Source organism: Actinoallomurus bryophytorum (assembly GCF_006716425.1).
Taxonomy (GTDB): domain Bacteria; phylum Actinomycetota; class Actinomycetes; order Streptosporangiales; family Streptosporangiaceae; genus Actinoallomurus; species Actinoallomurus bryophytorum.
On sequence record NZ_VFOZ01000001.1, the window covers coordinates 610,050 to 629,015 of the forward strand.

Here is an 18,966-nt window from a genome sequence, read left to right on the forward strand (position 1 = left end):
AACGGGTCTAGAGCGCCTGGTCGGCCACGAGGGCGGGGGCCTTCACCGCGTCGGGCTCCGGCATGTCCTCGTGTTTCGGCATGAGCGCCACGACGACGATCGCGGCCCCGAACCCGGCGGACCTGAGCACCAGCCGTACGGGATCCTGCGGCAGTGGCTCACCGAAAACGGCCGTGCCCGCCAGCACCGTGTAGACGCTGCCGACCACGCTGGAGACGGGGACGACGATGGAGGCCCGTCCGCGCTGCAGGGCCGTCTGGAACAGCAGCAGCCCCGCCCCGGACAACACCAGGTAGAGGTAGGGATAGGGCGATGCGAGGGTACGGCCGACGAAGTGATGGGCGTCTTCGGCGAGGAAGCCCGAGACGCCCTTCGTCTGCAGTCCCGCCGCCCCGTACAGCAGACCGGAGGCGGCGCCGTACAGCAGGCCCGGGGCCGGCATCCGGCCGGAGCGTGCTCCGGAGCGGGCGGCCGTGACGAACGCGGCCAGGCCCAGGAAAACCGTGCCGCCGATCACCGAGAACATCACGCCCGTGCCGGCGTGCAGCCCGAGCCGCGTGGGCTCCATCGACAGGCAGATGAGCAGCAGGGACAGCGCCAGCACACCGAGGCCGGCCCACTCCCGCTGCGTGGTCCGCTCGCCGAGGAACACCGCGGAGAAGACGACCAGCAGCGCGAGACCGGCCAGCTGGATCGGCTGCGCGACGCTCAGCGGGACGAGCGACATCACGACGACCTGGCAGGCCATGCCCATGCCCATGACGAGGAAGCCGGTCAGCCACGCCTTGCTCGTGGCGAGCAGGCGTACGAGCCGTCCGATGCGCCGCATGCTGAGGGGCGGCAGATCGCGCAGCGCCCGCTTCTCCAACACGAATCCGGCGTTGTAGAGGACGGTGGCGATCAGCCCGAGGACGATGCCGTAGAACAAGCAGCCTCCTCCGAGCCTGCGTTGGGGGACATGACGATCCAGGCGCGAGTTGCCTGACATCGCAGGTCAGGACGCACGAGGAAGCGTCCGTCGACGTGACCTTGAGCCATGAACTTACCCGATCGACCCAAATCAGAGGTCTGGACCGGTCGAAAAGCGCCTCTCGAGTCAGCCAAGCACCCCGACCTGGGGGAAACCTGTGACCGCGGCGGCATCGCCGGACGGGCGTCATGGACTGGTCGTAGGTCTTTCGGCGGAAATGCCGTGCCGGCCGGAATCTCTGTGGCGACAGGACGCTTTACTGGACTGCGGCGCCCCGGCGGTGCCGCGCGCACGGGACGTCCCGTGGGCCGAACGCTCGACCGGCAGAGGGGAAAGTCCATGACCGACGGCGCATCCGCCGCGAGGCCGTACGGTCCGGTGGAGCGGCCCTCGGGACGCAGCCAGGGCCCCCCGCTGACGGCGGTGGGCCGGGCCGATCGGATCGACGGCGGACCGAGTGCCGCGGATCGGACGGGACAGGGCGCGGCCGACGGGGTCAGCGCCATCGACGCCCGACGATTTCGCAGCATTCTCGGGCATTTCGCCACCGGCGTCGTGGTGATCACCGCGATCGACCCGGAGACGGGACGGCCCACCGGGCTGGCCGCGAACTCCTTCACCTCGGTGTCACTCGACCCGGCGCTGGTCTCCTTCTGCGTGGCGCACACGAGCACGACCTGGCCGCGGCTCCGCAAGGCCGAGCGGCTCTGCGTCAACATCCTGTCCGCGTCGCAGCGGGACGTCTGCCTGCGGTTCGCCTCCAGAGGCGGTGAGAAGTTCGCCGGGCTGGAGTGGACCGGGTCACCGAGCGGTGAGCCGGTGATCGACGGTGCCCTGGCATGGCTGGAGTGCTCGGTCGAGGCGGAGCACGCCGCCGGAGACCATATGATCGTCGTCGCCCGAGTGCACCACCTGGACCGGCATCACGACGGCGATCCCCTCGTCTTCTACAAGGGCTCCTACGGCAGCTTCGGCGACTGAGCCGGATCGGTACTGGAGGCTTCTCTGGTCGACAGCGGGCCTCCAGTACCGTCTCAGGAGCTGTACTCCCCCGTCGCGGCGAGGACGCGGGTGACGCGGTCCGCCGCCTCACCCAGGTCGTCGGCCGGCGCGATCCGCTCCGCCCACGACCACCAGAACCACCAGGTTCCGTCAGCGCCTGTCGCGCTCTCCGCCAGGATGTTCTCCGCGAGGGCCGATGCGTGTGGGTTCACCACGTGAAGGCTCGGCGGTCCTCCTTGCGGAATCGTCAGCCGCACGGCGAAGCCCCGGTTCCGGAGCTCGTCGCCGAGGCTTTCGAGATATGCGATTCGCGTCCGCGCTAACGCGGCCTTCTCATCAGACACGATCGGATCACCTCATCTTGAACACGTGGCCCGATGGAGCCTCAGCATTCCGCCGCACTACGCGGTGCGCAATTCGCATCACCGGGCGTTCCCGAACTCGTCCGCGCAGCAGGTGCGAATGCGCGGGAACTGCGTGGGTTTCGCCCTATGCTCTCTTCCACATCGGGGACCCGCATCATGAACCCGCCGCACCGCGCCTACGTCCTACGAGGCGGATCAAGGGACAGGGGGCCGCAGTTGGATCCGGCAATATCGGACCGGGCGACCGGGCGCACGCACTCACCGATGTGCGCGTTCGTGATCCTCTTCGGCGTCGCGAAGCTCGCCGAGCTCCTCGACTGGTCGCGCCTGCACCGTGACGTCGCCGCGATGCTGGGCCACGGATCCGGCGCCGCGACCGGGCTGCTGATCGCGGGCAAGGCCGCCGAACTCCTGCTCACCGTCCTCGCCGTGCTCTCCCTGATCCGGCGCGACGACACCCTGCTCCGCGTCGTCCTCGCCGGGTGGACCGCCGACCTCGCGCTGCTGTCCATCGTGGCCGCGGTCTACGGCGACCTCGGCAGGCTGGTCGAGCACGGGCTCTCCTTCGCGGTGTTCGCCGGCCTCCTGGTGGCGACGCGCGTGCGGGGCCGGCGGACCGGCACGGAGCCCGTACCCGATGTGAGCCCGCACCCCGTACGGGTGATGGCGCCGCACGGCACCCGCGCGGACCTGCCGGTGCCCTCGCCCGACGTCACCCGCCAGGACCTGCCGGTACGCAGGCCCGAGGTCACGCGGCAGGACCTGCCGGTACGGAGCCCCGACCTGACCCGCCACGACCTACCCGTCCGCGGGCCTGGCACCGCTCCGCCCGAGGACCAGGACTAGGGCGTGTCTGACAAACCCTCGTCCGGCTGCGCGACGCCCAGGCGGCGCCTCGCCACGTTGTCGTCGGTCGCCGGCCAACACCAGGCCGACTCCCTCATCCGCCTTGCGACGCACCACCTGGACACCGCTCGCTACGAACAGGATTTGTCAGACACGCCCTAGCCGACCAGGCGCGCGACGGCGGTCATCGTGCCGGGCGCGACCTCGGTGAAGCCGCCGTCGCGCACGACCACGTCCGCCTCGGCCACGGCCCGTCTCCAGTCGGCGGGCTCGACCACGCGTACCCGCAGGCCCGGCCAGGCGCCCTTGGCGCGCAGCAGCAGGTGCGCGGCGTGCCCGCACTGCGCGGCCGCCTTGCCGGTCGTCATCGCCACGCCGGGGTTCAGTCCGACCAGGGCGTACGGGGGCGCGGGCGGGGGTTTCGGCTCGTCGTCGCGCGGCAGGTCGGTGCCGCCGACCTGGAGCCGCGAGATCGCGGCCGGCACCTCGGTGACCGGGCCGGGCACGAACGCCCGCGCCGGTGCCCCCTCGTGGTCGACCAGCACGCCGGGCAGGTCGCCGAGCGCCTCCCAGCGGATGCCGCGTGCCCGTCGCACCACCTTGCGGATGCGCCGGTCCTCCCAGGCCGCGACCGCCTCATGCCACTCTCCTCCCGGCTCCGACCGCGGATCGCCGAGGAGGGTCACCGCGGCCATCGCGGCGGACTCACAGACCGCCAGATGGGCAGGAGGCTCGCCCTTCTCCACGCGCAGCACGAGCTGCATCGCCCATGGCGGCTGGTCCGCCGGATCCTCATGCCCGTTCACGCTCACGAGCACCATGTCTACACAACGCGCCCGCGTTCGGGCCAACCGGTATCTAGGTGAGCTTGGTCAGCGCCTCGTCCAGGATCTCGGCGCCCGTGTCGATCTCCTCCTCGGTGACCGTCAGCGGAGGGGCGATGCGCAGGCAGGCCGCCGCTCCCCCGGCCCGGCCCTTGGTGATGTTCAGCGACAGCCCGCAGGCGTAGCAGGCGTCGGTCAGCGCGTCGCCCTGCCCGATCGCGGGCGCCTTGGTCGCGCGGTCCTCGACCAGCTCGACGCCCCAGAGCAGGCCCATCCCGCGTACGTCGCCGATCAGCTCGTGGCGGCGGGCCAGCTCGCGCAGGTGCGCGCCGAGGCGTTCGCCACGCTGGGCGGAACGGGTGGCGAGGTCCTCTTCCTCCACGACGTCCAGGACGGCCAGCGCGGCGGCCGCGGGAAGCGGGTCGGACTGGTGGGAGGTGTAGTACATGAGCCCGGCGTCGTACGCGGTCTGCTCGATCGCGCCGGTCGTGACGACCGCGCTGATCGGCAGGCCGCCGCCGAGGGTCTTGGACAGCGTCACGATGTCCGGTACGACGCCGAAGACGTCCATGCCGAACATCGCGCCCAGCCGGCCGAAGCCGGTCTGCGCCTCGTCCAGGATGAGCAGCATGTCGCGTTCGTGGGTCAGCTCAAGCAGCCGGGCGAAATATCCGGGCGGTGGGACGAGGATCCCGCCGGAGGACAGGACCGGCTCGGCGACGACGGCGGCGCGCGACCCGCTCGTCTGCTGGTCGTACAGCTCGAAGCCGACCTCCAGGCAGGTGTGGTCGCAGGTGCCGGCGCAGTGGCGTACCGGGCACCGGTAGGCGTACGGCGCGGGCAGCGCGAAGACTCCCGGCATGGTGGGGCCGTGCCCGCGGCGACCCGCCGAGTAGGTCAGGGACTGGCTGCCCGACGTCATGCCGTGCCAGCTGCGGGTCAGCGAGACGATCTCGAAGCCGCCGGTGGCGAGCTTGGCCATGCGCACCGCGGCCTCGTTCGCCTCTCCGCCCGTGCTCAGGAACATCGAGCGGTCCAGGCCGTCGGGCATCAGCGCGGCGACCCTCTCCGCCAGGGCCAGCACCGGCTCGGACAGCAGGCCGGAGTTGAGATGGACGGCCTCGTCGAGGGAGCGGCGCACCGCCTCGACTATGCGCGGGTGGCTGTGCCCGATCGTGGCGCAGATCTGGCCGGAGGTGAAGTCGAGGACGCGGCGCCCGTCGGTGGTCTCCAGCCACGACCCCGAAGCCCGGGCGATCACGTCGTGGGCGAACTCCCCGTTGTAGCGGATCAGGTGGCGTTCACGTGGGTCCATGTGCCGATGGTCACCCCGCCGACCCATCGGGTCCAGCGATGATTCTCGCCGGATAATCGTGGAAGAATCCGAACGATGCTCGACCTCCGGCGGCTGCGGCTCCTCCGCGAACTCCACGAACGCGGCACCATCGCGTCGGTCGCGGACGCCCTGTCCTACAGTCCCTCGACCGTCTCCCACCAGCTCGCCGAGCTCCAGCGCGAGGCGGGCGTGCTGCTGTTCGAGCGCGACGGCCGTCGGCTGCGCCTCACCGAGGCGGCGCGCGTCCTCGTACGCCACGCGGACGCCCTGCTCACCCGCATGGAACGCGCCGAGGCCGAGATGGCGGCCGCGGCCGGTGTCGTGGCCGGGACCGTACGCCTCGCGGCGTTCCAGACGGCGGCGATCAGCCTGGTCGCCCCCGCGCTGACCGACCTCGCGAGCCGCCATCCCGGGCTGCGTCTCGAGCTCACCGAGGCCGAGCCGGACGAGGCGGTCGACGCCCTGCTGCGCCGCGAGTGCGACGTCGCGATCTGCGACGAGTACGGCGGGCGGCGGAGGACCCGGCCGCGCGGCCTCACGTTCGAGGAGGTGTACGCCGAGCGGGTGCGCCTCGTGCTGCCGCGCGACCACCCGGCGACGACCCTGGGTGAGCTGGCGGGAGCGGCGTGGGCCGGCGGCCACCCCGGCACCAGCCACGAGCGCCTGCTGGACCAGGCGTGCACGACCATCGGCGGCTTCACGCCCGATGTCCGCCATCGGGCCACCGACCTGCTCGTCCTGCTCGCGCTCGTCGCCAGGGGCGGCGCCGTCACGCTGTTGCCCGACCTGTCACGGCCCGAGCGCGACCCCTCGGTCGCGGTGCGGGACATCGGGATCGCGCGGCGCGTCCTGACCGTCGTACGGGACGACGGCCTCGCGCGGCCCGCGCTCGACGCGGTCCGTTCGGCGCTCCGCGCGGCGGCGCTTGACCTTGTCCCTGGGTGAAGCCCCAGCATCGAGGCCGACAGGAGGAAGGTGTCATGGGCTCGTTGACGATCGGCGCGTTCGCGCGTGCGGCACGGCTGTCGCCGAAGGCCCTGCGGCTCTACGACGAGCTCGGCCTGCTGCGGCCCGCGCGTGTCGACCCGGTCTCCGGCTACCGGCTGTACGAGCCGTCGCAGCTCGCGCGGGCCCGGCTGGTGGCCTGGCTCCGCCGGCTCGGCATGCCGCTGGCCCGCATCCGGGTCGTGTGCTCGCTGGACCCGGCCTCGGCCGCACGCGAGGTGGCCGCCTACTGGGCGCAGGTCGAGTCCGACGTCGTGGCCCGGCGTGACCTCGCCGCCTTCCTCATCGACCAGTTGTCCGGAGGGGACGATGAGCACATGACTCTGCGCATCCGCTACGCGAAGCACTCCGACATCGGGAGGGTCCGCGACGCCAACGAGGACTCCGTGTACGCCGGGACGCGGCTCCTCGCCGTCGCGGACGGCTTCGGCGGCCACGGGCGCGGCGCTCCGGCGAGCGCGGCCGTCATCGAGGCGCTGCGCCCGCTCGACGCGGGCGTCGCCGCGGGCGACCTGCTGACCGCGCTCGACCAGGCGGTCCACTCGGCCGACGCGGCGCTCCGTGAGATCACTCGTTCCGACCCCGCGATGGAGGGGGCCGGCAGCACGCTCACCGCGATGCTGTGGTCGGGTTCACGCCTCGGCCTCGTCCATATCGGCGACTGCCGGGCGTACGTCCTGCGCGAGGGCGAGCTGTTCCAGATCACCCACGACCACACCCTCGTCCAGTCGCTGATCGACGAGGGGCGCCTCACCCACGAGGAGGCGGCCTCGCACCCGCAGCGGTCGCTGCTGCTGCGCGCGCTGGAGGGCTCCGGTGTGGCGGCCGACCTGAAGCTGCACGAGGCGCGGCCCGGTGACCGGTACCTGCTGTGCTCGGACGGCCTGTCCACGGTGGTCCCGGTCCAGGCCGTCCACGACACGCTCGCCACGGTGGCCGACCCCGATGACGCCGTACGGCGGCTGGTCGACCTCGCCAACGACGCGGGCGGGCCGGACAACGTCACCTGTGTCGTCGCCGATGTGACCGACCAGGAGGCGCCGCGGGAATGAGGTCATCACGTTCTCCTGACCGGATATCGGCCGATCGCCGTCGCATGACCGTTGTTGACGGTTTCGTGGAACCGCCCTGACCCGGCGAGCGGCTGCCGGAGATGACCGTGTTAGGGGTTCCTGTCCGTAGCCGGGGGCGTACGCGGTGCTCCATACTCTCGGGTTAGTCCACCGAGGAGATCATGGTGACGGTGTCAGCGGAGCTCGCCGAGATCCAGCACTGGTGGGCGAACCGATCCGCTCCCCCCGGCCCGGCCCCCGCCGAGCAGGTCTGCCGGATCGCCGGTAGCGCCCATGACCAGCTCACCCCGGCCGGCGTCGACAATCCGTACTGGGAGATCGTCCGGCAGCTGCCCTCGGTGCGCGGAACCGGGCACGGCGTCTGCCCGGACGGGTTCGCCCGTGAGCTTCCCGTCGGCCATCATCTGCTGACCAAGCGCTACTCCTGGGCGATCCCCTCGCCGGGCGACATCGCCTGGCTCGGGGACGTACTCGGCCGTCGCGGCCTGGTCGAGATCGGCGCCGGCTCGGGCTACTGGGCATGGCAGGCGCGGCAGGCCGGGATCGACGTCATCGCCTACGAGCCGGCCGACTCCGCCGCCAACGCGTACACCGACGGCACTGAGTACTCCACCGTCCTGCGAGAGGGCCACAGCGTCGCCCGGCACCACCCCGACCGGGCGCTGATGCTGTGCTGGCCGACCCACAATGACTCCTGGGCGACCAGTACCCTCGACGCGTACGCAGGCGACGTGTTCGTCTACATCGGCCAGCCCCGTGGCGGTGTCTGCGCCGACGACGCCTTCTTCGGACTCCTGGACCGTGCCTGGACACCGGTCGGCTCGAGTGCCCGGCACGTCAGCTGGCGGCACGCCGGCAGCACCATGACCGCCTACCGCCGCAGAGAGCCCGCCTGAGCTACTTCCCGTCCGCCTTCTCGGGAAGCTCGCGCCGGCCGTCGGTCTCCTCCGCGAGGTTCTTCTTGACCGCTTCGAGGATGGTCAGCCCCTGGCCGACGAGTCCGGCGGCGATCTCGCCGAGGCCGTCGGCCCCGTTCAGGATGTTGACGTTCGCGCCGGAAAGGCCGCTCGCCGCCTCCCGTACGATCTGCGGCAACTGGTCGATGAGCATGCGGTCGAGGGCGACCCGGTCATAGGAGGCCGCGGCCTCGGCCTGGACCTTCATCCGCTCGGCCTCGGCCTGGGCCAGGATGCGAACCCGCTGCGCGTCGGCCTCCGCCGGCCGGACGACCTCGGCCACCAGCTGCTGCTGGCGGAGCTCGGCCTCGCGCATGGCCAGTTCGGTCTGCGCGGCGATGACCTCACGCTGTGCCTGGGCCTGCGAGAGCGGCCCGGCCTGCCCGGCCTCGGCCTGTGCCCGGTCCACCTCGGCCTTGTACTCCGCCTGGACGATCGCCGTCTGCCGCGCGTACTCGGCCTGGTTACGCTGCGACTCCTGCTGGGCCTCGACCGCGGCCTGCGTCGCCTGCGCCTGCGCGATCTGCGCCTGCCGCTGGATCGCGGCGTTGTGAGGGGCGGCCATCGCGTCGATGTAGCCGGTGTTCATGTCGTCGATGGACTGGATCTGCAACGAGTCGACGGTGAGCCCGATCTTGGCCATCTCCGCCTTCGAGCCGTCGAGGACCTCGAGCGCCAGCTTCTGTCGTTCGGTGACGATCTCCTCGACGGTCATCGAACCGATGATCGAACGCAGGTGACCGGCGAAGATCCGCCCGGTCAGCGTCGACATCTGGTCCTGGTCGGACAGGAACCGCTGACCCGCGTTGATGATGCTCTCGGCGTCGTTCCCGACCTTGAACGCGATCACCGAGCGCACGTTGAGACTGATGCCCTGCCTGGTGACACAGGTCTCCGACACCTCCGCCTCGCACATGGCCAAGGTCAGAAAACGCACCTTACGAAAGACCGGCAGGATGAACGCGCCATGACCGGTGACCACACGGAAGGGCGCGCCGTTCCTGGCCGCTCGGCCTCCGGAAATCAACATGGCCTCATCGGGGGCCGGAACACGATAACCGAACATCTCTTGTCTCCTCAGTGCTACGACAGGCCTGGAGCGACGCCGCCCGGAGGGATATGGCCTGGAGCTTCGCGCACATTACGCGCCTTGGAGCGGCCGCCGCTAGGGCGGGTCCGGCGAATGCCCGCCCTACCGCGCGCGAACGCCATTTGTGAGGAACACCTAGACGCCACCGCCGGCGATCTCATCCCACTCGATGACGTCCACCGTCCTGGCACCGCGCGACTCTATGACCAAGACCCTGGTGTCCTTCGGAAGCGGAGTGTCCGACCACGCCAGAAAGGTCTCCGATCCGCCGCGGACCTTGACCAGCGCCTCCCCCGGGCCGGCGGATCCGCGAGTACCGATGATGAGGACTCCGAGGCACCCTATGCAGGACTCGTCCCTGACCACCGGCACCCCCTCAGGTGGGGCCGTGACGCCCCATCCCTCACATTATCGGGGCGCGGACACGGCGATCGGGGAGGTCGGGGCGGTGCCATTGCTCATTTCGGCCGTTCCTGGCCAGAGGTCACCGGCGGCGCGAATCGCCAGCTCCGAACGGACCAGGCGGACAGCCCCGACAGAATCGACCCGAGACTCATCACCGAGCCGATCGAGAGCACAGAGGCAAAGGAGCCCACCGAGCCGATCGACAGAATCGAACCCGCCGAACCGATCGACAGGATCGAGCCGGCCGAGCCGATCGACAGGATCGATCCACTTGATCCGAAGCTCAGGATGGAACCCGCCGAATCCTGCCCTCGCGAAACGCCTCTCTTCTTCATACGGAGCACTCTTCCAGCCATGGCCGGCCGGCGACAGGTGGTCTCTCGCGCCCGCGCGGCCGGTCTCCCGGCCCGCAGCCACACCGTCTGTCTCGGCCTCCGGCGGAGTGACTCCCACCGGACGTACGTGATCCATGTGAGACTTCTGGGCGACCGTCTGATCGACCGGAGGTGGGCCTCGTGGATGACGGCGAAAAGGACGCACTGTCGATGTTCCTGGAGGCGCAGCGGGCCAGCGTGCTGGCGATCGTCGACGGTCTCGGCGTGGAGGCGCTGACGACCGCGGTCCTGCCGTCGGGGTGGACGCCGCTGGGGCTCGTCGAACACCTGGGGTACGCCGAGCGGCACTGGTTCCAGGAGGTCCTCACCGGAACCGCCGAGCCGCTGGAATGGCCCGACGACAACGCGCCGCTCACCACTCCGCGACCGCCGTCCGTGGTCTTCGCGTTCTACCGCGACCAGTGCAGGCGGTCCGATGCCATCCTGGCCTCCCTGCCCCTCTCGACGCGCCCGCGGGGAAGTCACCCGCCTCCGCTCGGTGACGAGACGACCGACCTGCGCCGGATCGTGCTGCACATGATCGAGGAGACCTCCCGTCACGCCGGTCACCTCGACGCCGCCCGCGAGCTGCTCGACGGAAAGACCGGGCTCGGGCCGCGATAGCCCGCGGTCCGCCCCGGCCGATGCCCCTTTGATCGGATGGAGGCCGATCGACCGCTCATGGCAGGGTGGGCGGATGATCCAGATCTCTTCGCGCGAGGTATATCGGAACCGCTGGATGTCGGTACGTGAGGACGACATTCGTCACCCCGACGGATCGCCCGGGATCTACGGGGTGGTGGACAAGCCGACGGCGGCGTTGGTGATTCCCCTGGAAAACGACGGGTTCCATCTCGTGGAGCAGTACCGGTACGCGCTGTCGCGCAGGTCGTGGGAGTTTCCGCAGGGGACGTGGCCCGACGACCGTGAGACCACCACCGAGGAGCTGGCAAAGGCCGAACTCGCGCAGGAGACCGGGCTGAGCGCCGGGCGGATCGAGCACCTCGGCTCCTTCGCGATCGCGCCGGGGTTCACGAGTCAGCGCTGTGACATCTTCCTCGCCACCGACCTCACCGCGGGCGAGCCCGACCGCGACCCGGAGGAGCAGGGCATGAAACAGGCGTGGTTCCCCCGTGCAGAGTTCGAGCGGATGCTGCGGAACGGTGAGATCGTCGACGGCTCCACCATGGCCGCCTACGCCCAGCTCGCCCTCCAGCACGACGTCACAGGGCGGACAGGGTCCTGGTGAGCAGGCCCGCGCGTGCGGGAGAAAGGCCACCCTCGCGGACGCGCTGGGCGATCTTGGTGCGGAGCTCACTCACCCGCTGATCCACGTTCACGTGGGCGCCGGCGGCGAGTTCGTTCAGCAGGTTGGTGATGAGGTTGTCCAGGTCGACGGCCACGTCGGCCCGTACCTCACTGGCCGCCAGGCCCTCGTCGACCGCGCGCCGCATGCGGGTCAGCGCGTCGATCGCGCCCGGCGGTGTGGCGTTCGGCGGTCTCGGCACCGCGGTGGGCGACGTCCGCGTCGCCACCGAACGTCCCCGCTGCCGGTGCACCGGCGACGAGGGATTCGTCACCGGCCGCTCCGGCGTCGCGCTCAGGGTCGCCGGCGACGGCGCGCCCGATGAGGACGAGTCCACCGGCGACGCCATCGGGCGGAACGCCGCACCGCTCAGCAGCAGGCCCAGAGCGACCGCGGCGGCCGCCGTCGTGCCGCCCGCGACCAGCAGCAGCCGGCCGTGCGGGCCTTGTGAGGTGGTGGTGGTCGTGAGCGTACGTGTGCGGGGGCGCGGCGGCGACGGCGGCACGGCGGCGCGGTACGCGGCGGCCGCCTCGTACGCCGCGGCCTGCTCGCTGCCCTCGTCCTCCTGGTCCGCTCCCGTCGGGACGCCGAGCGCGGTGGCGATCTCGGCGGCCGTCGGCCGGCTCGCGGCCGACGGGTCGACGCAGCGTTCTTGCAGGCCGCCGAGGGTCTCCCCCGGTTCCGGACGGCGTCCCTTCACCGCCTCGAACCACACGATCCCCAGGGCGAACACGTCGGCCGAGGGTGAAAGGTCGTTCTCCGGCGGCAGGTAGGCCGGGGTGCCCATGCGCTCGTCGTCGGCGATACCGAAGTCGAGCACCTTGACCCCGGCCGAGGTCAGGATGACGTTGGTGGGCTTGATGTCGCGGTGGACGATCCGTGCGGCATGCGCGGCGGCCAGGGCGGCGGCGATCTCGCCGATCACCCGGCCCACGTCGGCGACCGGGTAGCGCTCGTCGAGGGTTCCGCCGGTGAGCAGCTCCATCACGATGTACGGAGTGCCGTCGGACTCTCCGTAGTCGTGCACGGTCACGATGTGCGGGTGTGACAGGGCGGCGGCCGCACGCGCCTCCTCGCGGAAGCGCTCGCGGAACTCCTGGTCGCGTACGAGCTCGGGGTCGATCAGCTTCACCGCGACCGGGCGGATCAGAACCTCATCGCGGGCGAGCCAGACGGATGCCATGCCACCGGTGCCGATCCGCTGGCGCAGCCGGTATCTGCCGGCGAGGAGCGAGTCCATTCGCTCAGTGTGGCGTACAAGAGGATGCTCGTGTGACCAGATGGGTATCCAAAATGACCATGGAATTGTCGACCGACTCCCCGCGAATGCGCGCGACCAGCAATCGGGCCATTTCACGGCCCATCGCCTCCAGTGGCTGATGCACGGAGGTGAGAGGCGGATCGGTGTGCCGCGCGGTGGCCGAGTCGTCGAAGCCGACCAGTGCGACGTCTTCGGGGATGCGCAGACCGTGCTCCTTGAGGACCCGCATCGCGCCGACCGCCATCGGATCCGACGCCGCGAAAACGCCGTCGATCTCGGGCGTACGTGCGAGCAGTTCGCGCATGCCGCGCTCGCCGGACTCCTCGCTGAAGTCACCGGTGCTGACCATCTGCGGCAGGCCGGCCTCGGACAGCACGTCGCGGTAGCCGCCGAGGCGGTCGACGCCCACGCGCATGTCCTGCGGGCCGGCGATCGTGGCGACCCGGCGGCGGCCGAGCCCGATCAGGTGCTCGACCGCCTGCCGGGCGCCCCCGCGGTTGTCGGCGTCGACGCAGCTCACCGGCTCGACGCCGACCGGAGCGCCACCGAGCACGGTGGGCACGCCGTTGTCCTCCAGGTGGCGGGGCAGCGGGTCGCCGCCGTGCAGCGAGATCAGCAGCACGCCGTCGACGTGCCGGCCGGTGAGGTAGCGCTCGAAGCGCACGTGGTCGTCGGCGGACTGGGCGATGGCCAGCAGGAGCTGGAGCCCGGTGCCGGCCAGCCCGGCGCTGATCCCCCGGATGATCCCGGCGAAGTACGGCTCGCCGAAGACGCGTTCCTCCGACTCCGACACGAACAGCGCGACGGTGTCGGTGCGCCGGGTGACGAGAGTACGGGCGGCGCTGTTCGGGACGTACCCGAGCTCGTCGATCGCCCGCAGCACCGCCTCGCGGGCCTCCGGGCTCACCTTCGGTGACCCGTTGACCACGCGTGAGACGGTGCCGCGGCCGACTCCCGCACGGGCCGCGACGGCCTCAAGGGTCGGCCGTGCCGATGCTGGGTCCCGCGTGCGCTCGCTCACGGCTTCATTCTGCCGATGACAGGCCGACTCCGCCTCGTCCGATCACCGAGGAGTACCAGTGGGCGCTGCTCTTGGGGATGCGCGCCTGGGTCTCGAAATCGATGTAGACGAGGCCGAACCGCTTGGCGTACCCCCAGCCCCACTCGAAGTTGTCCATCAGTGACCAGGCGAAATAGCCCCGCAGCGGCACCCCTGCGGCGATCGCCGCGTGGCAGGCGCGCAGGTGCGCGTCGAGGTAGGCGATCCGGTCGGGATCCTCGACTCCGCCACCGGCCGACACGACATCGTCGAACGCCGCGCCGTTCTCGGTGACGTACAGGGGCACCGGCGGGTATTCGGTCGCGACCCGCGTGAGCACCTCGGCCAGACCGGACTCGTCGATCTCCCAGCCCATCGCGGTCTCCGGCCGGCCGGCCTTCACGAACCCGATGTGCTCACTGCCCGGCCAGGGTGAGGCCGCCGCGAACGGCGAGGTGATCGCCGGGGCGGCGCCCTCGCGGCCGGTGACGATGAAGCGGTTGTAGTAATTCACGCCCAGCATGTCGATGGGCCCGCCGATGACCCCCAGGTCGCCGCCCTCGATGCCGAGGTCGTACGGCTCCAGGTCGGCGAGCACGTCGTCGGGGTAGCGTCCGCACAGCAGGGCGTCGAGGAAGAAGCGGTTCTGCAACCCGTCGATCCTGCGGGCCGCGTCCACGTCCTCGGCGGCCTCGCTCGCCGGCGACACCGCGTACAGGTTGACCGCGGCGCCCACCCGTACGCCCTTGCGGCGCAGGGCACGTGCGGCCAGGCCGTGGCCGAGCAGGAGGTGGTGCGCCGCGCGTACGGACGCCTCCGGGTCACGGCGGCCGGGGGCGTGGTCACCGGAGGCGTACCCGAGGAAGGCCGCGCACCAGGGCTCGTTGATCGTCGTCCAGTTGGTCACCCGGTCGCCGATGGCCTCCTGCACGAGCGTGGCGTACTCGGCGAACCGGTACGCCGTGTCGCGTGCCGGCCAGCCGCCGGCGTCCTCCAGTGCCTGCGGCAGGTCCCAGTGGTACAGCGTCGGCCAGGGCTGGATGCCGGCGTCGAGCAGGGTGTCCACGAGCCGCCGGTAGAAGTCGAGCCCCTTGGCGTTCACCGCCCCCGAGCCGTCCGGCTGCACCCGCGGCCAGGAGATCGAGAAGCGGTACGCGCCCAGCCCGAGCGAGGACATCAGCGCGACGTCCTCGCGGTACCGGTGGTAGTGGTCGACGGCGACGTCTCCGGTGTCACCGCCCAGCACCACGCCGGGAGTGTGGGCGAAGGTGTCCCAGACCGAGGTCCCGCGGCCGTCCTCGGCGACCGCGCCCTCGATCTGGTAGGCGGCGGTCGCCGCCCCCCAGACGAAGTCCGTGGGGAAGCCGAGTCGTGTCTCCGCCTGTGATGGCTGCGTCGTCATGGGATGCGCGGCGTGGAAGCCCTGGCCTCCGGGGTCGGGGGAAAACGCCGCTCCCTCCTTCGTTTGTCAGTGACGGTCGATAGCGTGCTCACCTGCGGTTTCGCCTTCAACCGACGCCCGCCCAAGAACAGGCGTTGCTGGAGCACGACACACACGCCCGATTGATCTGAGTTCTCGCGGTGGCACAGCGGCCGATAACATCGCGGCAGGTCGTGCCGTGACTGCGCGGGGAGGCCGGCCGGTAGGTCGGCCCGTTAACCGCGGTCCCCAACTCGTTCTCTCCTCTGCGTAGGGGAAGGGTTGAGATCCCCCGCCTGATCAGGCCGGGGGAGGATGTCAAGCCTTGACCGCACCGTCCATGATTCCGCCGATGATCTGGCGGCCGAACACGACGAAGACGATGGCCAGCGGCACGGTCGCGACGACGGTTCCGGCGAACATCAGCGTGTAGTCGTTGAAGTAGGCGCTGTTGAGCAGCGCGAGGGAGACCTGAACGGTCGGGTTGTCCGGGTTGAGCACCGCCCGCGGCCAGAGAAAGTCGTTCCAGGTCTGCATGAAGGTGAACAGCGCGAGCACGGAGGCGGCCGGGCGCAACGCGGGCAACACGACGCTCCAGAAGATCCGGAACGTCGAGGCGCCGTCGACGCGTGCGGCCTCGATGAGCTCGTCCGGCACGGCCTGCCCGGCGTACTGCCGCATCATGAAGACGCCGAAGCCCGTGACGAGGAACGGCACGATCACGGCCTGGAGCTTCCCGGTCCAGTGCACGTGCACCATGACCATGTAGAGCGGGATGATCCCCATCTGCACCGGGACCATCATCGTCCCCACGATGAGAAGCAGCAGGGCATTGCGGCCGCGGAAGCGGAGCTTGGCGAAGGCGAACCCGGCCAGCGAGGAGAAGAACACCGTCGAGAACGCGACCACGGCCGAGGCGATGGCGGAGTTCACCAGCGCCTTGGCGAAGTGTGCCTGCTCGTTGTCGAACAGCCGGCGCAGGTTCGCGCCGAGGTGCTGACCGGCGATGAACGGCGGCGGCACCGCCCCGACCACCGCGTTCGTCCGCGTGGCCACGACGAACATCCAGTACAGCGGGAACGCCGACAGGACGACCCCGAATATCAGCACGACGTACGTGAGCGGACTGGCCTGCCAGAGCCGCGCGGAGCCCGCCACGGCACGGTGCGTACGGCGCCGGATCACGGCCTTCATGTGGCGCCCCTCGAAAGACGGCGGATGATCAGGAAGTTGAGCAGGGAGAAGACCAGGATCAGCAGGAACAGCATCCAGGCGACGGCCGAGCCGTATCCGTACTGGAAGCGCTGGAAGGCGTTCTCGTACATGTACATCATCACGGTCTGCGACTGCCGCAACGAGCCGCCGTTCATGTAGCCGCTGTTGAACATCAGCGGCTCGGTGAACAGTTGCAGGCCCCCGATTGTTGAGATGATGGTGACGAAGATGATGGTCGGCCGCAGCAGCGGCACGGTGACGCTCCAGAACTGCCGTATCCGCGTGGCGCCGTCGATCGCCGCCGCCTCGTAGAGCGAGCGCGGGATCGCCTGCATGCCGGCCAGGAAGATCAGCGAGTTGTAGCCGGTCCACCGCCAGTCGACCATCGTCGCGACGGCCAGCCACGCCGACCACTTGTTCGCCTGCCAGTCGATCTTGTGGACGCCGAAGAAGTGCAGGAACCAGTTGGCCATGCCGTAGTCGCGGCCGAAGATCTGGGTGAACACGATCGCCACCGCGGCGATGGAGGTGACGAGCGGCAGCAGCACGCCCATGCGGAACAGGGTGGGCGCCCGCATCTTGCGGTTGAGCGCGTTCGCGAGGAAGAGCGCCAGCAGGAGCTGGGGCACGGTGGCGAGGAGGAACATCCCGAACGTGTTGCCGACCGCGTTCCAGAACTGGTCATCGGTCAGCAGCCGCGAGTAGTTCTGCAGGCCGATGTACTCGTGTCCGCCGATGATCTCCCAGTGGTTCAGCGAGACCCAGAACGTGTAGCCGAGCGGGAACAGGCCGAACACCAGGAACAGCAGGTAGAAGGGCGAGATGTAGAGGTACGGCGAGAGCGACACGTCCAGCCGTGAGAGCCGGGTCCGCCATCGGCGCCGTTGTGGCGGCGGCGCGACCCGGGCACCGCCCGGGGCGGGCCGCACGTCGAGAGCCATGCGAGGAGGTCCTTTCCGTGAGGGGACAGGAGGGCATGGGGGCGGCGCCGGCAGGTTCACCTGGGGAGCCCGGCGCCGCCGCCCGGTATCACCCCGTTCCCGAGGCCTTCTTGGCGTCGGAGACCGCCTTGCTCCATCCGGAACCCGGCGAGAGCTTGCCCTGCGCGATGGCGCGGATGTCGGCCTCGACCGCCTGGCGTACCTCCTGGTTGTCGGCACCCAGGTAGACCGGCTTGAGGCTCGTCGCGGCCGGTCCGTAGATCTTTCCGACCGGCGCGTTGTTGAAGTACGGGTTGGAGAACGCCTTGACCGCGGCGTCGTTCAGCGCCTGCGGCGAGGACGGCAGGTTGTTGGCCGCCTTGAACGCCCCGATCTGACCCTGCGGGCTGGTCAGGAACTTCGCCAGGTCGGCCGCTTCCTTGGGGTGCTTGCTCTGCGAGGGCACCGCGAGCCAGGACCCACCCCAGCTACCGCCGCCGCCCGGAATCCCCGCGACGTCCCACTTGCCGCTCTGCCCGCTGCCGCCGAACTCCTTGATGAGCCCGAGCATCCAGGCCGGGCACGGCGCGGTCGCGAACGCGTCCTTCTTCAGCGCCTGGCTCCACTGGTCGGACAGGAACTGGACACCGTTCGCCAGCCCGGCCTGCGACATCTTCACGGTCTCGTCCCAGGCCGCCTTCACGGCCGGGTTCGATTCCATGACGAACTTGTTGCTCTGGTCGAAGTAGGTCTGGTTGCTGCCCTTTCCGGCCTCCTGCATGAGGATCGTGTTGTAGTACGTCTCAGGGCTGTCGATGAACTTCGTGTCACCGCCGACCTTCCCGGTGAACTTCTTGCCGGTGGCGATGAAGTCGTCCCAGGTGGGCCACAGCTTGGTGACGGCATCCCGGTCGGTCGGCAGTCCTGCCTTCTTGAACAGGTCGCTCCGGTAGCACAGCCCGATGCTGCCGACGTCGGTGCCCAGGCCGATGAGCTTGGAACCGTCGGGGCTCATGCCGCCCTCCCACTTCCAGGGAATGAAATTGCCCTGGAGCGAGGACGCGCCGTACTTCTTCAGGTCGACGAACTTGTCCGGCTGGGACTTGAACTTGACCATGATGCCCTCTTCGATGGCCACCACGTCGCCGGCGCCGGCGCCCGCCGCGATCCACTGCTGGAGTCGCGGCGTGTAGTCATCGAGCTTGGGCACATTGCGTTCATTGATCTTGATGTTCGGGTGCTGCGCCTCGTACTGCTTGTACAGGTCCTGGTAGCCGAAGGTGCCGAAGTCGTCGACGTTCAGCGTGATCTTCTGATCGGCCCCTCCGTCGCTTTTCGTGTCGTCCCCCGCGCATGCCGTTGCCGCCGCAAGCGTGGCGGACAGCATCATCGCCAGGGCTATCCGCCCGCGATGTCTGATGACCCTCATGACGAACCCCTCTCAGGTCGTCTCCAATAGCCGGGTTCATGGCCGCCGGGCTCCGCGGGCCCGGCGCCCGTGGGAGCGCTCCCACGCAGCGAAGCCGTGTGAGGTATCAGGTGTCAAGTGTTCGAAACCG

19 protein-coding genes are annotated in these 18,966 nt (G+C 70.1%); 7 read left to right on the forward strand and 12 right to left on the reverse strand.

The annotated features are described in order from the left end of the window. Nucleotides 1-7 precede the first annotated feature (7 nt). Nucleotides 8-928, reverse strand: coding sequence for a DMT family transporter (locus FB559_RS02895; RefSeq protein ID WP_141952961.1), 921 nt, complete (start codon nt 926-928; stop codon nt 8-10). Between the two features lie 381 nt (nt 929-1,309). Here FB559_RS02895 and FB559_RS02900 point away from each other — a divergent pair, with 381 nt between their 5' ends. After that, entirely contained in the window at nt 1,310-1,951 is a 642-nt protein-coding gene (locus tag FB559_RS02900) for a flavin reductase family protein (protein ID WP_141952964.1), read from the forward strand. A 53-nt stretch (nt 1,952-2,004) separates the two neighbouring features. Here FB559_RS02900 and FB559_RS02905 read toward each other — a convergent pair whose 3' ends face one another. Continuing rightward, on the reverse strand, nt 2,005-2,184 hold the full coding sequence (locus FB559_RS02905) for a hypothetical protein (protein WP_246121320.1): 180 nt from the start codon (nt 2,182-2,184) through the stop codon (nt 2,005-2,007). A 417-nt stretch (nt 2,185-2,601) separates the two neighbouring features. On the opposite strand from FB559_RS02905, the gene FB559_RS02910 reads away from it, so the two are divergent. After that, nucleotides 2,602-3,183 carry a hypothetical protein gene (locus FB559_RS02910; protein ID WP_185792016.1) on the forward strand — a complete coding sequence of 194 codons (582 nt, stop codon included), beginning with the start codon at nt 2,602-2,604 and terminating at the stop codon, nt 3,181-3,183. A gap of 158 nt (nt 3,184-3,341) precedes the next feature. Here the strand turns inward: FB559_RS02910 and FB559_RS02915 are convergent, their stop codons facing one another. Beyond that, nucleotides 3,342-4,004, reverse strand: a complete 663-nt coding sequence (locus FB559_RS02915; RefSeq protein WP_246121321.1) for a peptidyl-tRNA hydrolase — start codon at nt 4,002-4,004, stop codon at nt 3,342-3,344. 37 nt (nt 4,005-4,041) lie between these two features. Beyond that, entirely contained in the window at nt 4,042-5,322 is a 1,281-nt protein-coding gene (locus FB559_RS02920) for an aspartate aminotransferase family protein (protein ID WP_141952968.1), read from the reverse strand. Between the two features lie 75 nt (nt 5,323-5,397). On the opposite strand from FB559_RS02920, the gene FB559_RS02925 reads away from it, so the two are divergent. The 3 genes from FB559_RS02925 to FB559_RS02935 all read left to right on the forward strand — a co-directional run bounded on the left by FB559_RS02925 (nt 5,398) and on the right by FB559_RS02935 (nt 8,317). Further along, on the forward strand, nt 5,398-6,288 hold the full coding sequence (locus tag FB559_RS02925) for a LysR substrate-binding domain-containing protein (protein WP_141952970.1): 891 nt from the start codon (nt 5,398-5,400) through the stop codon (nt 6,286-6,288). A 35-nt stretch (nt 6,289-6,323) separates the two neighbouring features. Further along, nucleotides 6,324-7,400 (forward strand): MerR family transcriptional regulator, encoded by a 1,077-nt coding sequence (locus tag FB559_RS02930; protein ID WP_141952972.1) that lies wholly within the window; start codon nt 6,324-6,326, stop codon nt 7,398-7,400. 182 nt (nt 7,401-7,582) lie between these two features. Then, nucleotides 7,583-8,317 (forward strand): class I SAM-dependent methyltransferase, encoded by a 735-nt coding sequence (locus tag FB559_RS02935; RefSeq protein WP_141952974.1) that lies wholly within the window; start codon nt 7,583-7,585, stop codon nt 8,315-8,317. Between the two features lies 1 nt (nt 8,318). On the opposite strand, the gene FB559_RS02940 is transcribed toward FB559_RS02935, so the two are convergent. Together FB559_RS02940 and FB559_RS02950 are read right to left on the reverse strand one after the other, a co-directional pair. Beyond that, nucleotides 8,319-9,407 (reverse strand): SPFH domain-containing protein, encoded by a 1,089-nt coding sequence (locus FB559_RS02940; protein ID WP_221639870.1) that lies wholly within the window; start codon nt 9,405-9,407, stop codon nt 8,319-8,321. Between the two features lie 518 nt (nt 9,408-9,925). After that, complete coding sequence (locus FB559_RS02950; protein ID WP_141952980.1) at nt 9,926-10,207, reverse strand: hypothetical protein; 282 nt, start codon at nt 10,205-10,207, stop codon at nt 9,926-9,928. Between the two features lie 180 nt (nt 10,208-10,387). Here FB559_RS02950 and FB559_RS02955 point away from each other — a divergent pair, with 180 nt between their 5' ends. Beyond that, nucleotides 10,388-10,870, forward strand: a complete 483-nt coding sequence (locus tag FB559_RS02955; protein WP_221639871.1) for a DinB family protein — start codon at nt 10,388-10,390, stop codon at nt 10,868-10,870. Between the two features lie 73 nt (nt 10,871-10,943). Continuing rightward, on the forward strand, nt 10,944-11,495 hold the full coding sequence (locus FB559_RS02960; RefSeq protein WP_141952982.1) for an NUDIX domain-containing protein: 552 nt from the start codon (nt 10,944-10,946) through the stop codon (nt 11,493-11,495). Here FB559_RS02960 and FB559_RS02965 read toward each other — a convergent pair. The 6 genes from FB559_RS02965 to FB559_RS02990 all read right to left on the reverse strand — a co-directional run bounded on the left by FB559_RS02965 (nt 11,470) and on the right by FB559_RS02990 (nt 18,836). Then, nucleotides 11,470-12,792 (reverse strand): protein kinase domain-containing protein, encoded by a 1,323-nt coding sequence (locus FB559_RS02965; protein ID WP_141952984.1) that lies wholly within the window; start codon nt 12,790-12,792, stop codon nt 11,470-11,472. The two genes, FB559_RS02960 and FB559_RS02965, sit on opposite strands and share 26 nt — an antisense overlap. Before the next feature lie 4 nt (nt 12,793-12,796). Beyond that, nucleotides 12,797-13,834, reverse strand: a complete 1,038-nt coding sequence (locus FB559_RS02970) for a LacI family DNA-binding transcriptional regulator (RefSeq protein ID WP_141952987.1) — start codon at nt 13,832-13,834, stop codon at nt 12,797-12,799. 4 nt (nt 13,835-13,838) lie between these two features. Beyond that, a complete protein-coding gene (locus FB559_RS02975) occupies nt 13,839-15,254 on the reverse strand; it encodes a GH1 family beta-glucosidase (RefSeq protein WP_141952989.1) in 1,416 nt (471 codons plus the stop codon). A 336-nt stretch (nt 15,255-15,590) separates the two neighbouring features. Then, on the reverse strand, nt 15,591-16,466 hold the full coding sequence (locus tag FB559_RS02980; RefSeq protein WP_141952992.1) for a carbohydrate ABC transporter permease: 876 nt from the start codon (nt 16,464-16,466) through the stop codon (nt 15,591-15,593). Then, a complete protein-coding gene (locus FB559_RS02985; RefSeq protein ID WP_141952994.1) occupies nt 16,463-17,428 on the reverse strand; it encodes a carbohydrate ABC transporter permease in 966 nt (321 codons plus the stop codon). The genes FB559_RS02980 and FB559_RS02985 overlap by 4 nt, the downstream gene beginning before the upstream one ends. Nucleotides 17,429-17,516: 88 nt before the next feature. Next, a complete protein-coding gene (locus tag FB559_RS02990) occupies nt 17,517-18,836 on the reverse strand; it encodes an ABC transporter substrate-binding protein (protein WP_141952997.1) in 1,320 nt (439 codons plus the stop codon). Nucleotides 18,837-18,966: the final 130 nt, after the last annotated feature.